Raw genomic sequence first — 14,920 nt, forward strand, 5'->3', positions numbered from 1 at the left:
CAGTTACCATGAGTTTATCCTCAGTTAGTATAAAAAGGCCGGTACTGGCAACAGTTATGTCTATAGTAATTGTTGTTTTCGGTATTATTGGCTATAATTTTTTGGGCATTCGCGATTTCCCTTCTATCGATCCGCCTATTATTTCTGTAAGTACCAGCTATACCGGCGCCAACGCTGATGTAATTGAATCGCAGATCACCGAGCCATTAGAAAAAGCTATCAACGGTGTGCCGGGTATTCGCAATATTTCGTCCACCAGCTCTGTAGGTAGCAGCAGGATCACCGTTGAGTTTGATCTGGATGCCGATTTGGAAACCGCAGCTAATGATGTTCGTGATAAGGTAAGCCAGGCTCAACGCCAGTTGCCGCAGGATATTACCGCCCCGCCGGTTGTTACCAAAGCCGACGCTGATGCTGACAATATCATCACGCTGTCTGTAACCAGTGATAAGCGTAATATTATGCAGGTAGACGATTATGCCGAGAATGTATTACAGGAAGGTTTACAAACTATTCCGGGTGTGAGTGCTATCAACATTCAGGGTCAACGTCAATATGCCATGCGTTTATGGATAGACCCCGCTAAGTTATCAGCCCTGGGTTTGGCTACATCAGATATTACCGATGCCTTAAACAAAGAGAATGTGGAGCTACCCGCTGGTAAAATTGAAGGCAATAATACCGAGCTGATTGTCCGGGCGATGGGTAAAATGAGCACGGAAGCCGAGTTCAATAATATGATAATCCGCGCAGACAGCAGTCGCGTGATAAGATTAAAAGATATAGGTTACGCCGTGATGGGCTCTGCTAATGAGGAAACCGCATTTAAAGAATCGGGCGTGTTGCAGGTGGGCTTGGCAATAGTGCCACAGCCAGGTGCCAACTATGTACAGATAGCTAAAGACTTTTATAAACGTTTTGAAGATTTAAAGAAAGATTTACCGGCAGATATACACGTAAAAGTATTACTTGATAACACCACGTTTATTAACCAGTCTATATCTGAGGTAGAGGAGACCCTGGCAATATCCTTTATACTGGTTGTAATTATTATATACCTGTTTTTCAGAGACTGGTTGATTGCTTTCAGGCCCTTAATAGATATACCTGTGTCTTTGATCGGTGCGTTTTTCATTATGTATATATTCGGCTTTTCCATCAATATTCTGACGCTGCTGGGTATCGTACTCGCCACCGGTTTGGTAGTGGATGATGGCATAGTGGTCACGGAGAATATCTACAAAAAAGTGGAGCAGGGCATGCCTGTCAGAAAGGCGGCGTTCGAGGGTTCAGCCGAAATTTTCTTTGCGGTTATATCTACCTCGGTCACCCTGGCAGCGGTGTTCCTGCCTATTGTGTTCCTGCAGGGTTTCACAGGGCGTCTGTTCCGGGAGTTTGCCGTGGTAGTAGCAGGTTCGGTATTGATATCGGCATTTGTGTCGCTGTCATTAACGCCAATGCTCAATGTAAAACTAATCCGTAAGAATCAGAAGAAGTCGAAATTCTACGAACGCACAGAGCCGTTCTTTGAAAATATGACTACCTCCTATACCCAGAGCCTAATCAGATTTATGAAACATAAGTGGGTGGCGATAGCGATCTTATTAGGCTCGTTAGTGATAATTGGAGTGTTAAGTAAGGTTATACAATCTGAGTTAGCTCCGTTGGATGACAAAAGCTTAATTCGTTACAATGTAACAGGATCGGAAGGTGCATCATACGAATATATGACCAAGTACATGGACAATATCTCTAATATGATAGCCGATTCAATCCCAGAGTGTAATAATAACCTCGAACTTGTTGCAGCAGGTGGCGGCGGCGGAGCGGTAAATAGTGGTTTTGGCCGCATTGGCCTGGTGCCACCCGGCGAGCGGGAAAGATCGCAGAACGATATTGCCAATTGGTTAACCAAACAAGTAAGCCGTTTTCCTGACGCCCGCGTGACAGTTACACAAGAGCAAACTATAAGTGGCGGCGGACGCAAGAGCGCACTCCCTGTCCAATTTGTTATTCAAAATCAGGATTTCGAAAAAATACGTAAGGTGCTGCCGGTTTTCTTTGATGAAGTAAGCAGAAGCCCGGTTTTTACAACCCCAGACGTCGACCTGAAGTTTACTAAGCCTGAACTGCGGGTTATTACAGACCGGGAGCGCGCCCGGGATTTGGGTGTATCAGTAGCTGATATCGCATCTACTTTGCAACTTTATTATAGTAACAGCCGCTTAGCTTATTTTTTACTAAATGGTAAACAATATCAGGTAATAGCTCAGGCCGACCGCGCTAACCGCGATCAGCCGCTAGACCTTAAGACTATTTACGTACGTAACAACAAAGGCCAGTTAATCCAGCTGGATAACGTGGTAAAAGTTGATGAGGATGCAACGCCTCCTGCAATTTATCACTTCAATCGCTTTAAATCGGCTACATTCCAGGCGGGTTTGTCGCCGGGCCATACCGTGGGCGATGGTGTTGCCGAGATGAACCGCATTGCAAAGGAAACACTTGACGACAGTTTCAGCACCGAACTAAGCGGTGCCTCGCGCGACTTTGCCGAGAGTTCGTCGAATATCAGTTTCGCGTTCATCTTTGCATTGGTGCTGATCTACCTGGTTCTGGCCGCCCAGTTCGAGAGCTTTAAAGATCCGATCATAGTGATGCTTACCGTGCCACTGGCAATTGCGGGGGCATTCCTGTCGCTGTGGCTGTTTGACCAAACACTTAATATCTTTAGTCAGATCGGTATCATTACCCTCGTAGGTCTGGTAACCAAAAATGGTATTCTGATTGTTGAGTTTGCCAATCAGCGTATGGAGCATGGCCTGCAAAAGTATGAGGCAGTAATTGAAGCCGCTACAGCGCGTCTGCGTCCAATCCTGATGACCAGTATGGCTGTAGTATTAGGCTCGGTGCCTATTGCGCTCGCATTGGGCGCAGGTGCAAAAAGCCGTGTGTCATTAGGGATCGTAATTATTGGCGGTATGTTATTTTCGTTGGTGTTAACACTGTATGTTATCCCAATGATGTATGTATTAATAGCGTCTAAAAACCGGAAAAACCCTGATGCGCCAGATGTTGATGAAGTACAGGAAAAGAAGAAAGTATTACTGATTGAAAACGAATAAAGCAATGATGATGAAACTTAAAAAATTAGCTTGCTTGCTTTGTTGCTGTATAGGTTTTAGCGCCATCGCCAGGGCGCAAACCGCCCCGCCGCTGCTCACATTGAAAGAGGCGGTGGAGATAGCTTTAAAAAATAACTATAATATTATACTGGCTAAGAACAACAAAATCATAGCCCAAAATAATGTCACTCCCGGAGCGGCGGGTATTTTGCCGGCGGTTGGTGCTACTTTAACCCAAAATAACAGCAATCAGCATATTGAGCAAACGCGGTCTGACGGCTCGGTAAACAAAATACCCAGCGCTAAAAACAGCAGCCTGAGCTTTGGTCCTAGTTTAAACTGGACAATATTTGACGGCTTTGGGATGTTTGCCAATTACGACCAACTAAAGCAACTGAATGAGTTAAGCACGGTAACCGCGCACGATACGGTATTGAATACCACTACCGATGTTATTTTAACCTATTATGATCTGATTAATCAATATGAGCAGATAAAGGCGCAGCATGGGGCTATTGCTATATCGCACACTCAGTTAAAATATGCCAATGATAAATATAGCGTAGGGACGGCATCGCACCTGGATGTGTATAATGCCCAGGTAAACTTGAACACCGATACCGCTGCTTTATTGAATCTGTTGGCACATTTTAAATCTACCAAAATTAGGCTGAACCAAATGCTGGTGCGCGATCCGCAAACTGATTTCTCGGTCACGGATACAATTATTGTGGATGACAAACTGGTTTTGGGCGATATTTTAAGCAGTGCACAGATACAAAATCCGGCTATTATTTCGGCGCAAATCAATAAGCGTATTGCTGACATTAACTTAAGGCAGGTACAATCTACCCGCTACCCGGTAGTGAGCCTAGGGGCAGGCTATACGTGGAGCCATAACCGAACGCCGGCCGGTTTTACACGTACACAGGATGCCAACGGACTTAACTATGGCTTGACAGCATCTATCAATATATTTGACGGTTTTAACCAAAACCGGCGCGAACGGAATGCGAAAATACAGATTGACAATGCCGCTATTGGTATTAAAAAAACCCGCCTGAATGTTGAGAGCCAGATAAGCAATTTATATGTGAGCTATTTATCCGGGCTTGATTTGGTGAAGCTCGGGCAGTCAAACGTCGCGATAGCTAAACGTAACCTGGATATTTCATTAGATAAATATAAAATAGGAACCATTACACCCTTAGAGATCCGAGAAGCGCAACGCAATTATCTGGATGCCCAGTCAACCTTTTTTGCAGCCCAGTATCAATCAAAAGTGGCCGAGGTAACATTAAAACAAATAACTAATAATTTAAATATCCAATAACTAGATAAGATTTATTTAATTACATTTGAAATGTAAAATGACTGGATCTTATCATACATGCTTGCTGGTTGATGACAATTATATCGATAATTTTGTCACACGCAGGCTATTGGAAAGCAGCAAGTTTGCCGAAAACATAATAGTTACCGAATCGCCTACCGAAGCTATCAGCATGCTGGAGAGCGGCGTTGTAAAGCCTAACGTTATTTTTCTGGACATAAGGATGCCGCTGATGAGTGGATTTGAGTTTCTGGATGCTTTTGACAAGCTTGCCATTGATAAAACCGGCATTAAGGTTTTCTTGCTCTCATCGTCGTTTGATCCTACTGATATCCGTAGGTCGTCAGATAATAAATATATTACCCAGTTTATACACAAACCGCTAACCCACAAAATACTCGAAGAATTACCATGATCTTAGTTGCCGATAGTGGATCGACAAAAACAGATTGGTTGTTAAAACAACCCGGCCAAGAGGCCAGGGCCTTCAGAACTCCGGGATTAAATCCCTACTTTTTAACCGAAAAAGAAATAGTAAAAATATTGCAGGATCAGGCTCCCGACTTAGTTGCCTATGGCGCTGGGGTTAAAGAGATCTATTTTTTTGGAGCAGGCTGTTCAAGCCCCGACAGGCATGAAATTGTGAGCAATGCTTTGAGCCAGCTCTTCAATAAAGCGTATGTTAGTGTGGATAGTGATCTGCTGGGTTCTGCTTATGCCACCTGCGGTCGCGAGAAAGGTTTATGCTGCGTGTTGGGCACAGGCTCAAATATTTCTTTTTTTGATGGCGAGGAGATACATGCCGGCAAACATGGTTTAGGTTATATCCTGGGCGATGAAGGCTCGGGAACCTGGTTTGGAAAAGCGCTGATAACCGATTACCTATACGGTAATATGCCCGAAGAGGTTAATACACTTTTTGGAAATACTTATCCCATAACCAAAGAAGAGGTAATCCGGAATGTATACCAGAAACAGTCAGCAAATTCTTACCTGGCATCATTTGCAAGATTTCTCAATGTTATCCGTAAAACCGAATATGGTAGTAACCTTATTAAGGCCGGCTTACAGGAATTTATAGATACCAACATCAAATCATACCCGGAGTACCACGAATATAAAAGCCACTTCGTTGGCTCTATAGCCTTTGTGTTTAGCAAAGAACTACATGAACTGGCCAAAACGCAGAATATCCACATTGGCAAGATCATTAAACAACCCATCAATGATTTGCTGGAGTTTATTTTGAAGAGAGAAAATATCGGGCGTTAAGCCGTTGTCTTGATTAAAGTCTTCTTTTTATAACGAATCCTGGTTCCCAAAAACAATATCCCGAAAATAGCCAGCAAGCTCGCAAACTTAGGGATATAATCGCCATGATCTACATAAAAGGTGATATCCGAGTTTAGATTGATATTTTGCTTCAGCGCCGTACGTACCCACCATTTACTTTGCTGCACTATATCGCCACGCTCATTAATGAATGCTGATATACCTGTATTGGCCGACCTGCACACCCAGCGGCGTGTTTCGATAGCTCTTAATTTGGCATAGTCCAAATGCTGATCTTTACCCGAAGTGTTTTCCCACCAGCCATCGTTAGTTATGATGGCAATGAATTGAGCGCCGTTTCTCACCGATTTAGCTACCCACTCGCCCCATATAGATTCATAACAAATTACCGGCGCGGCGCCAATGCCGCTGGCTGCATATAATTCGCTTGGCTGATCCTGACCGCCATAAGCGCCTACCGCACCACCCAAATGCTCAAATACAGGTTTCAGGAAAGATAATGCATTGCCGAATGGCAGTGATTCTGCTCCCGGTACCAGTTTTGATTTGTGATAAAATTGTACCTCGGCCGAGTTTTCAATGTTTACCGCTGTATTAAAATGATCCATAAACTGATCGCTGCCAGGCACCGCATCGGCCGTTTTGGTTTCGCGACTATTGTACAGCTTATAGGTTTCGGCACCGGTAATAACGTTGCCGTTTTTGTATTTTGACAAGAAGCGCTGCACCTGCAAAAAGTAATTACTGCTGCGGATATGGTCTTCATTGATATAATCCGGAATAGCCGTTTCTGGCCAGATGAAAAACTCGGTATTTACTTGTGACAATGAGTCGGATAATTTGGTCAAAATGTCTATTTGTTGCGAGGTAGGTATCTCGCCGCTCTTGGCATAAGGGTCAATATTAGGCTGGACTACCACAATATTTGATGGATTAACCTGCTCGGTGTAATGGTTGTAACGATATAATGAAAAGCCGATGGGCAACGCAATGATCGCAGTTAATGCGGCAATCAGTTTCAACCTTACTTGCCCGGTTTGCGCCTCACGGAATCCCACATAAATTAAAAATATCAGGATGTTGCATAACCATATCCACACGGTACCGCCGTAAACGCCCGTATATTCATACCATTGCACCCATTGATGCGCCACGGCAAAACCGTTGCCTAAAGTCATCCACGGAAACGCCAGGTCCCAGCTTTGATGCAGGTATTCGTAACCTGTCCAGAAACAAATTAATGCAACAAATCCCCACGTGCGACTGGTGGCTATGCGCATACGGTAATACAACCAACAAGCCGACGACATTAGCAGCGGCCCTAAAGAGTAGGGTATAAGTGATATCGGAATAGCCACGACTTCTCCAACCGTTTTCAGCGAGTTATAAACCCAGTAAATGCTCAGTGTGTTCCAGATAAAGAAACCTGCAAAAGTGGTCCAGAATATCTGCTTGCCTTTGCTTTTTGATGTTGATTGGATAATATTTTCCATGGCCAGTAACATTGGTACTAAACCAAAAAACAAAAACCAGGCGGTATAATGCATAGGCGGCCAGGCCAGCCACAGTAATAAGCCTGAGAATATGGATAGGAGGACGTTTTTCTTCATTAATTAATTGTAAATAGTTTTTATATAAGCTGCGTCATTGCGAGAACGAAGGAATAACCTGGTGATCGTATGGTTATTACATTATTACTTCTTTCCAAACATGTCATCATTAAACGTCTGTGATTTTCCTTTCGGTATCGTCAGCGCCTGCCAGCCTGATGCTGCCATTTTGCCGATGAAAACAATTTGCCCGATATGATAAGGATAGTGCGCCAACTGGCGATTGATAGCATCAACAACGCTATGTCGCTCACCGCGAATAAAGACAGGCTTATTCCAATCTTCAGGCTTAATAGCGTCCAGCGCATCAAACAGGCATCGCCAGCCGGCATTCCACTTGTCCATTAAATCTGCGCGGGTTTTGATTACTGCTTCAAACTCCTGGTCGCGGTTGCGCCAGGGTTTTTCGCCATCACTGGTTAAAAAGTCGGTCCAGCGCGAAAGCATATTACCCCAAAGGTGCTGAACAATCATGGCAACGCTATTACTTTCGTCATTATAGATCCAAAACAGGTCTTCATCCTGCAATTGAGCCATGGTCTTTTCGCCCACCGACTTGTAGTATAGTAATTGCTTTTTTGCGCTGGTTAAAAAATCTTCCATATTAATTAGTTTTCCCTGCAACACAAATTACAAATTCACCTTTAACGGGGTGCGTTTCAAAATAGGTCTTTACCTCGTTAACCGTGCCGCGTACGGTTTCCTCAAACATCTTGGTCAACTCGCGCGATACAGAGATTTGCCTGTCTTCGCCAAAAAACGTAGCCATTTCATCCAGTGTTTTTTGTAAACGATGTGGTGATTCGTAAAATATGATGGTACGCTCTTCTTCAGCCAAAAACTTGTAACGAGTTTGGCGGCCTTTCTTTAACGGTAAAAATCCCTCAAAACAAAATTTATCGGTAGGGAACCCCGAGTTAACTAAGGCAGGTACAAAAGCTGTAGCACCCGGCAGGCACTCAACCGCAATGTCATATTTCAAAGCCTCGCGCACCAGGTAGAAGCCCGGATCAGATATAGCAGGAGTCCCCGCATCTGATATTAGCGCGATGTTTTTACCTTCCAGTAAAAACTTAACGATCTCGTTGGACGATTGATGCTCGTTATGCTGATGATGCGCAAATACTTTTTTCTGAATATCAAAATGCTTAAGCAACGGTGCGGATGTACGCGTGTCTTCGGCAAGTATCAGGTCGACTTCTTTTAAAACACGTAAGGCTCTAAAGGTCATGTCCTCCAGGTTGCCTATAGGGGTAGGTACTAAATATAGTTTGCCGGGTTGCGTCATTGCTATTGGTTCATAGTTGATAGTTCATAGATCATAGTGTTGTTTGTTTAAACTGTAGGTTCCCTTCAGCAGCCATAAACTATTGACCACGAGCCATGAACTACAAACCAACTTTTTCATATTTGGCCATTAACAATGAACCACAAACTATGAACTAATTATATCTTTGTCGAAAAATAAGAATAATGCTGCAAGTTAGTTATATCCGCGAAAACAGGGAACAGGTTTTAGATCGTTTAGCTGTAAAAAATTTTAAACAACCCGAGTTGGTTGATGAGATCCTGCAATTGGATGACACACGTCGCCAAACGCAGGTAAAGTTGGATAATACATCTGCAGAAGCAAACTCGGCCGCTAAACAAATTGGTGAACTGATGCGCACCGGCAAAAAAGATGAGGCCGGGGCCATTAAAGCTAAAACGGGGGTTTGGAAAGAGGATATCAAGAAATATAATGAAGAACTGGCTGCAGTTGAGGCCGATCTGTATCAAAAACTGGTGCAGCTACCCAACTTGCCGCATGCGTCTGTACCTAAGGGAACAAGCCCTGAGGATAACGAAGTAGTGCTGCAAAACGGTGCTATTCCTGAACTGCCTGCCGGCGCCCTGCCGCACTGGGAACTGGCCGCAAAATATAAACTGATAGACTTTGAGCTCGGCGTTAAGATCACCGGCGCGGGCTTTCCGGTTTATACCGGTAAAGGGGCTAAACTGCAACGCGCGCTCATCAACTTCTTTATTGATGAAGCCGAGAAAGCCGGCTATAAAGAAGTTGGTGTGCCGCTGGTGGTAAATGAGGCCTCGGGTTTTGGAACCGGACAGTTGCCCGATAAGGAAGGGCAAATGTATTTTGTCAATGAAGATAACCTGTACCTTATACCAACTGCCGAGGTGCCTATTACCAACCTATACCGCGATGTCATTTTAAAAGCTGATGAGTTGCCTATAAAGAATTGCGGGCATACACCATGCTTCCGCCGTGAGGCGGGTTCATATGGTGCGCACGTACGTGGTTTGAACCGGTTGCACCAGTTTGATAAGGTAGAGCTTGTACAAGTGGTTAATCCCGAAACTTCATACGATGTGTTAGAGCAGATGAGCAGCCACGTGCAGGGTTTGTTACAAAAGTTAGGCTTGCCGTACCGCGTACTACGTCTTTGTGGCGGCGACATGGGCTTTACCTCGGCGCTTACTTATGACATGGAAACCTGGAGCGCGGCACAGCAGCGTTGGTTAGAGGTGTCATCGGTATCAAACTTCGAGACCTATCAGAGCAACCGCTTAAAGTTGCGTTTCCGCAATGCTGAGGGTAAAACCCAGTTGGCTCATACCTTAAATGGCAGTGCGCTGGCCCTGCCACGTATTGTGGCTACCTTGCTGGAGAATAATCAGACTAAGAAGGGCATAAAAGTGCCCGAGGTATTAATACCTTATACCCGCTTTGAATGGATAGATTAATTGGCTACATCCATTAGGTTAGTACCCGCTGCGCTGTCAAATACATAGCTGAGCAATTTGCCGGCTATATTGACCTTCGGTTTTTTTGCGGTATCCTTATAGATGAATTGGTGGACGCCCAAAACAGCAAGCAGTCCATCAACTTTGGTATGCGCACGCGACTTATAACAATAAATTTTGATCTTGCTGTAAAACGGATTAACGGTAAGGCGTCGCAGAATTTTCTCTGTCTCTGAGCCCAAATAATCATAATCCAGTACGATCCCGTAGGGTTGTTGTTCGTGAATTGACGGGAAAATACGGTTCACATCGGTTACCTTAACCACATTTTTTGTGGCTGGTAAGGTTAGGTTTGCGGTAGTTCGGGTAACTACAAGTAACGGCTTGTGTAGGTTTCGCATCATTAATTAATTACGGATGTTGCTTTATACGATAGTGCGAAATTAAAAGTTACATCACTTGGCGTTCAACCGGTATGGTATTTTAAATGATTTATATTTGTGTTTATGGAGACCATTAGTTGGAATGATTTTGAACGGGTCGAGCTGCGTGTAGGCGCTGTATTAGAGGTAGTAGACTTCCCCGAAGCGCGTAAGCCGGCCTATAAAATACGAGTCGATTTTGGCGAATTTGGTATCAGGTGGTCCAGTGCACAGATCACCAAACATTACACAAAAGAGGAGCTCGTGGGAAGGCAGATTATAGGTGTCATAAATTTTCCTAAAAAGCAAATCGCCAACTTTATGTCTGAGTTTTTGGTGACCGGTTTTGCTGATGAAAATGGTGATATCGTACTAAGCAGTATAGATAAGAAAGTACCTAACGGCAGCAAACTGGTATGAACATAGGTAATTACATTTTTGGGCCGCAGCTGGTAGGTATATTCATATACGCGGCAGGGGTGATCATGCAGCGGTTTCCGCCTAAAAGTATTAATGGCTTTTACGGCTACCGCACACTGTCATCTATGAAAAACCAACATACCTGGGATGTGGCCAACCGCTATGCCGCCAGACTGATGGCAGGTGTGGGTATATTGAGCTTTACTGCAGGTATTGCCATAACCATAGCACTTAATTATTTAATTGCTGATGAACAAAAGACTGAAGAATTTATGGCTGCAATAACTATTTGTTCAGCTATCGCCCCGGCAGTGCTGGTGATTGTACTAACTGAGCGGCACCTCAATAAAACTTTTAAGAATTAAAATGAGATATGTTAGTTTCGGCGATGAGCCGGTTATGTCGCCTGACGAGTTTTTTATGGATCAGGCATTAAAGGAAGCACAACTGGCTTATGCCGAAGATGAGATACCCATAGGTGCGGTAGTAGTTTGCCAGGGCAAGATTATTGGTCGGGGCCATAACCTAACCGAGCGGTTAAATGACGTTTCGGCTCATGCCGAAATGCAAGCACTAACCGCTGCCGCTAACTTCCTGGGTGGAAAGTATTTGAAGGATTGTACGCTGTACGTAACGCTCGAGCCTTGCGTAATGTGCGCAGGCGCGTCGTATTGGTTTCAGATAGGTAAGATAGTCTTTGGAGCTTATGATACGCGTTTAGGTTTCGGCCGGTTGAACCAGAAGATAACACACCCTAAAACCATCATTACCGGCGGTATCCGTGAAAATGAGTGCGCCGAGCTGGTGAGGAACTTTTTTAAAAGTAAACGATGATTAAGCAAAACCAATGTTTGTTTTGTTTCACGTCAATGTGAAACAAAACAAACATTGTTTCGACATAACAACCTGTTAAACAAGTGTTTGTAAAATACGAGTGAAACAGGATGAAACAAGATTGCTGACAAAACGTTTCCACCAGATAATTTAAATAAATCCCACTGTGATCTCGAGCGATAGCGAAGATCTTATACCTCTCATTATTGTATATTATATAAGGTCTCTGCTCGTTCCTCGTCCAATGGCAAGGAAAAATAAAAACATCAACCCTATGTTGGCAGATAAAATAAAAGAAGCCACGCTGCAATATCATCAGCAAACCGAGAAGGTGCTTGTCGGCAAATTAAAAAGTATGCGCTCGAAGCGGGATTATATTGACTTGCTGACTTTGTTCTACGGTTACTTTGGCGGGCTGGAAAAACACATAGAGCGCTACATCAACGCCTCAAACCTGGCCGACTACGAGAATCGCCGCAAAACATCAGCCATTGCTGATGATATCCTGACTTTAGGTGGAGCTATTCCAGCTTTAACGGCCGAAGACCAGCTTCCTGAAATTGACAACTACCTGAAAGCTTTCGGCGCCCTGTATGTTATTGAAGGCTCAACCTTGGGTGGCCAAATTATCAGTAAAATGGTACAACAGCACCTGCATATTGCGGACGGCAAGGGCTTGTCATTTTTTAACAGCTACGGCGGGCAAACCGAACAAATGTGGTCGAGTTTTAAAGAAACATTGAATGGCATCGCCATGACCCCGCAGGACGAAGAGATGATCATTGAAGCTGCTAATCAAACCTTTATCAACTTTAAAGGCTGGCTCGACAAATAAGCACTATTTTTTGAAAGCGACGTAGAAAGTAGAGCCCTCGCCCAGCCTGCTGTCAACCCATACCTTTCCATTGTGTTTCTCTATAATACGTTTAACAATAGCCAGGCCAACACCAGTTCCCTCGATATCCTGCACGTTATCCATACGTTTGAACAATTCAAAGACGCGGGGTAATTGCTTAATATCAATACCCACCCCGTTGTCTTTTATCATATAAACTACTTCGCTTTCATCATCTTTGGCGTCAATGGTAATTTCGGGTGCGCCCGATGGCAAGCTATATTTAACCGCGTTACTTAACAAGTTAGCAAACACTTGCGATATCATGGTCGGGTCGCCCATTACCGGGGGCGTATTTTTAATGTTTACTTTTAGATGATCAGCGCTATAAACCAGTTTCAGGTCGCGGATATGGTCATCAATAATCGTAGCCACATCTATCTCAACCGGGTCCAAATCAACACGGCCGATACGTGAATACTCCAATACCTCATTGATCATAGAGTTCATGCGGTCAACCTTGCTGTCAATTTTGGTTAGCACATTCTGCGTACGCAACTCCAGGTTTGAAGACCTGGAGAGCATCTGCGCATACCCTTTAATGGTCGATAAGGGGTTTTTCAAATCGTGCGATATGGTAAAGCTGAAGGTGTCGAGTTCCTCGTAAGCCTGTTTTAACCGCTCGTTCAGCATACGTATAGCACCCGCTTTCTGGGTAATAGCGTAACTGACCTCTGCACGTAAACGGGCCACAGATTTGATCTCCTCATCAGTCCAGGGCTTTGATTTACCCGATACCTCCTGCACCCAGGCTTCGAATGAGGCGCGCGGCGAAATTTTGACACTGCCATCGGCATTTATTTCAACCGGTTTTTCGGGGTTACCGGCCCACGTTACTAATTCCAGATGCTCAGGCTTAAACCAGATGATATACTCCGATAGTTCGGCCGATAAAGTCAATATCATAATGCCGCTTGCTACCCTTTTGTAAGCGTCAGCTTCCGCATAGTGATAAGGCAGTTCATTGGTATAATAAAATGGCTCGTCGACATTTTCTTTAACCCAACCTAATAATTGTTGTATCTGCTCCTCGTTGGGTGTATTGCCTACTTTGGTTATGTTATTTTCGTATATTAAAACTGCGCCTGTTGCATCAGTAATATGCATAATGTTAATAGACCGCAGGGTCAGAGCCTCTTCAATGCTGTTGTTTTTCAACATGTTTTTAGACAGCGCATTCACGTTGGTATTGTATTTATCCTGCAAATATTTATTGGCTTCATCCTGCCTGAATTCCAGGGCAGATGACAGTATCTGGCCGATAAGTTTTGCCGAATCGCGCGCTTTGTAATCAATAAAACGCGGGGTATAATTATGGCAGGCAATCAATCCCCACAATTCGTTTTTATATAAGAGCGAAATACTGAAACTTGATTCCACACCCATATTTTTGAGGTATTGAATGTGGATAGGTGATACCGCTCGTAATTGCGAGTGTGTCAAATCCAACGGATCTTCGCTCAGTTGTTTGGTGGTTACAATTTTTGACGGCGTGGTGTGCACATTGGCAATAAGCCTGGTCAAATTTAGTTTATAGAGTTCGCGAGCCTGTTTTGGGATATCGGATGCAGGGTAATGCAAACCCAGCCAGGGTTCAAGTTCAGGGTTCTTTGATTCAGCTACCACCTCGCCATGACCATCTTCGGCAAAGCGGTAAATCATTACCCTGTCATACTCAATAATATTTTTTACCTGCGAAGCGCTGTTTTTCAACAGATTATGTAAATCCTTATCGGCCAGCATTTCTGAAACAGAGCGGCCAATCATGCGTTGCAAATCGGTTTTCAGGTTAGATTCAACGGGTTCAAATTCCAATAGGTACAGGGGCCCTGATTCATTGATGACCAAATAAAAAGGTGTGCCTTGTAAATCAGTGCTGAAGGGGTTGGTTTGATCAAAGCTTTTATTGCTCCTGCCAAAGCTTATCAGCTGATTAATAAAGTCAGGCGGTTCATTTGCACCTATGAGGGGTTCGATATCATTTATAAGACGCCCTAACAGGTTGTCGGGCAGGTTATCCAAATATTCGGAAATATTTTCACTGTGAAATTTGATGATACAACTTGAGTCAATGGCGATTAAAAATCCATGCGACTGTATTTGGCCGGGTATATGGATTGGTTCAATTTCGCAATTGTTAAGATTAATGTTTTCGGTCATAGGTGTTGTTGTGAGCCACTATGGAATTTTGTTCTAAGTTATTAATTTAATTATAATTAAAAAATTTAATCAAAATTGTCATA

Annotated in this window: 14 protein-coding genes; 9 read left to right on the forward strand and 5 right to left on the reverse strand. The window is 43.8% G+C overall.

The features are described from left to right. Window positions 1-8: 8 nt before the first annotated feature. From ABD772_RS06495 to ABD772_RS06510, 4 genes are read left to right on the forward strand one after another with little or no spacing between them, the layout of a single operon-like run. On the forward strand, window positions 9-3,125 hold the full coding sequence (locus ABD772_RS06495; RefSeq protein WP_345101965.1) for an efflux RND transporter permease subunit: 3,117 nt from the start codon (window positions 9-11) through the stop codon (window positions 3,123-3,125). After that, window positions 3,112-4,458, forward strand: a complete 1,347-nt coding sequence (locus ABD772_RS06500) for a TolC family protein (protein ID WP_345101967.1) — start codon at window positions 3,112-3,114, stop codon at window positions 4,456-4,458. Before ABD772_RS06495 ends, ABD772_RS06500 begins: the two co-directional genes overlap by 14 nt. A gap of 37 nt (window positions 4,459-4,495) precedes the next feature. Beyond that, window positions 4,496-4,873 (forward strand): response regulator, encoded by a 378-nt coding sequence (locus ABD772_RS06505; RefSeq protein ID WP_345101969.1) that lies wholly within the window; start codon window positions 4,496-4,498, stop codon window positions 4,871-4,873. Then, window positions 4,870-5,730 (forward strand): N-acetylglucosamine kinase, encoded by an 861-nt coding sequence (locus tag ABD772_RS06510; RefSeq protein WP_345101971.1) that lies wholly within the window; start codon window positions 4,870-4,872, stop codon window positions 5,728-5,730. The genes ABD772_RS06505 and ABD772_RS06510 overlap by 4 nt, the downstream gene beginning before the upstream one ends. Here ABD772_RS06510 and lnt read toward each other — a convergent pair. The 3 genes from lnt to rsmI form a co-directional block, all read right to left on the reverse strand. Then, window positions 5,727-7,361, reverse strand: coding sequence for an apolipoprotein N-acyltransferase (gene lnt, locus ABD772_RS06515; RefSeq protein WP_345101972.1), 1,635 nt, complete (start codon window positions 7,359-7,361; stop codon window positions 5,727-5,729). The genes ABD772_RS06510 and lnt overlap by 4 nt on opposite strands. A gap of 84 nt (window positions 7,362-7,445) precedes the next feature. After that, window positions 7,446-7,964 carry a DUF1572 family protein gene (locus ABD772_RS06520; protein WP_345101973.1) on the reverse strand — a complete coding sequence of 173 codons (519 nt, stop codon included), beginning with the start codon at window positions 7,962-7,964 and terminating at the stop codon, window positions 7,446-7,448. Between the two features lies 1 nt (window position 7,965). Then, entirely contained in the window at window positions 7,966-8,649 is a 684-nt protein-coding gene (rsmI, locus tag ABD772_RS06525; protein WP_345101975.1) for a 16S rRNA (cytidine(1402)-2'-O)-methyltransferase, read from the reverse strand. A gap of 185 nt (window positions 8,650-8,834) precedes the next feature. On the opposite strand from rsmI, the gene serS reads away from it, so the two are divergent. After that, the gene (gene serS, locus ABD772_RS06530; protein ID WP_345101977.1) at window positions 8,835-10,106 is read left to right on the forward strand and encodes a serine--tRNA ligase; all 1,272 of its coding nucleotides are present in this window, start codon (window positions 8,835-8,837) and stop codon (window positions 10,104-10,106) included. Here the strand turns inward: serS and ABD772_RS06535 are convergent. Then, window positions 10,103-10,510: a hypothetical protein gene (locus tag ABD772_RS06535; RefSeq protein ID WP_345101979.1), complete on the reverse strand. Its 408-nt coding sequence runs from the start codon at window positions 10,508-10,510 to the stop codon at window positions 10,103-10,105. The genes serS and ABD772_RS06535 overlap by 4 nt on opposite strands. A gap of 102 nt (window positions 10,511-10,612) precedes the next feature. Between ABD772_RS06535 and ABD772_RS06540 the strand changes: the two genes are divergently transcribed. The 4 genes from ABD772_RS06540 to ABD772_RS06555 all read left to right on the forward strand — a co-directional run bounded on the left by ABD772_RS06540 (window position 10,613) and on the right by ABD772_RS06555 (window position 12,617). Then, a complete protein-coding gene (locus ABD772_RS06540; protein ID WP_345101981.1) occupies window positions 10,613-10,948 on the forward strand; it encodes a tRNA-binding protein in 336 nt (111 codons plus the stop codon). After that, complete coding sequence (locus tag ABD772_RS06545) at window positions 10,945-11,313, forward strand: SdpI family protein (RefSeq protein WP_345101983.1); 369 nt, start codon at window positions 10,945-10,947, stop codon at window positions 11,311-11,313. Before ABD772_RS06540 ends, ABD772_RS06545 begins: the two co-directional genes overlap by 4 nt. Before the next feature lies 1 nt (window position 11,314). Continuing rightward, window positions 11,315-11,782, forward strand: coding sequence for a nucleoside deaminase (locus ABD772_RS06550; RefSeq protein ID WP_345101985.1), 468 nt, complete (start codon window positions 11,315-11,317; stop codon window positions 11,780-11,782). Between the two features lie 244 nt (window positions 11,783-12,026). Continuing rightward, complete coding sequence (locus ABD772_RS06555; RefSeq protein WP_345101987.1) at window positions 12,027-12,617, forward strand: biliverdin-producing heme oxygenase; 591 nt, start codon at window positions 12,027-12,029, stop codon at window positions 12,615-12,617. A gap of 3 nt (window positions 12,618-12,620) precedes the next feature. Here ABD772_RS06555 and ABD772_RS06560 read toward each other — a convergent pair whose 3' ends face one another. Continuing rightward, window positions 12,621-14,837: an ATP-binding protein gene (locus ABD772_RS06560; protein WP_345101989.1), complete on the reverse strand. Its 2,217-nt coding sequence runs from the start codon at window positions 14,835-14,837 to the stop codon at window positions 12,621-12,623. Between the last annotated feature and the right edge of the window lie 83 nt (window positions 14,838-14,920).

The organism is Mucilaginibacter panaciglaebae (genome assembly GCF_039539265.1).
In the GTDB taxonomy this organism is placed as follows: Bacteria; Bacteroidota; Bacteroidia; order Sphingobacteriales; family Sphingobacteriaceae; genus Mucilaginibacter; species Mucilaginibacter panaciglaebae.

Coding starts and splice junctions, on each gene's coding strand:
- ABD772_RS06560 (WP_345101989.1), bottom strand. CDS start 14,837: ATGACCGAAAACATTAATCTTAACAATTGCGAAATTGAACCAATCCAT.
- ABD772_RS06540 (WP_345101981.1), top strand. CDS start 10,613: ATGGAGACCATTAGTTGGAATGATTTTGAACGGGTCGAGCTGCGTGTA.
- serS (WP_345101977.1), top strand. CDS start 8,835: ATGCTGCAAGTTAGTTATATCCGCGAAAACAGGGAACAGGTTTTAGAT.
- ABD772_RS06520 (WP_345101973.1), bottom strand. CDS start 7,964: ATGGAAGATTTTTTAACCAGCGCAAAAAAGCAATTACTATACTACAAG.
- ABD772_RS06535 (WP_345101979.1), bottom strand. CDS start 10,510: ATGATGCGAAACCTACACAAGCCGTTACTTGTAGTTACCCGAACTACC.
- ABD772_RS06495 (WP_345101965.1), top strand. CDS start 9: ATGAGTTTATCCTCAGTTAGTATAAAAAGGCCGGTACTGGCAACAGTT.
- lnt (WP_345101972.1), bottom strand. CDS start 7,361: ATGAAGAAAAACGTCCTCCTATCCATATTCTCAGGCTTATTACTGTGG.
- rsmI (WP_345101975.1), bottom strand. CDS start 8,649: ATGACGCAACCCGGCAAACTATATTTAGTACCTACCCCTATAGGCAAC.
- ABD772_RS06550 (WP_345101985.1), top strand. CDS start 11,315: ATGAGATATGTTAGTTTCGGCGATGAGCCGGTTATGTCGCCTGACGAG.
- ABD772_RS06505 (WP_345101969.1), top strand. CDS start 4,496: ATGACTGGATCTTATCATACATGCTTGCTGGTTGATGACAATTATATC.
- ABD772_RS06555 (WP_345101987.1), top strand. CDS start 12,027: ATGGCAAGGAAAAATAAAAACATCAACCCTATGTTGGCAGATAAAATA.
- ABD772_RS06510 (WP_345101971.1), top strand. CDS start 4,870: ATGATCTTAGTTGCCGATAGTGGATCGACAAAAACAGATTGGTTGTTA.
- ABD772_RS06545 (WP_345101983.1), top strand. CDS start 10,945: ATGAACATAGGTAATTACATTTTTGGGCCGCAGCTGGTAGGTATATTC.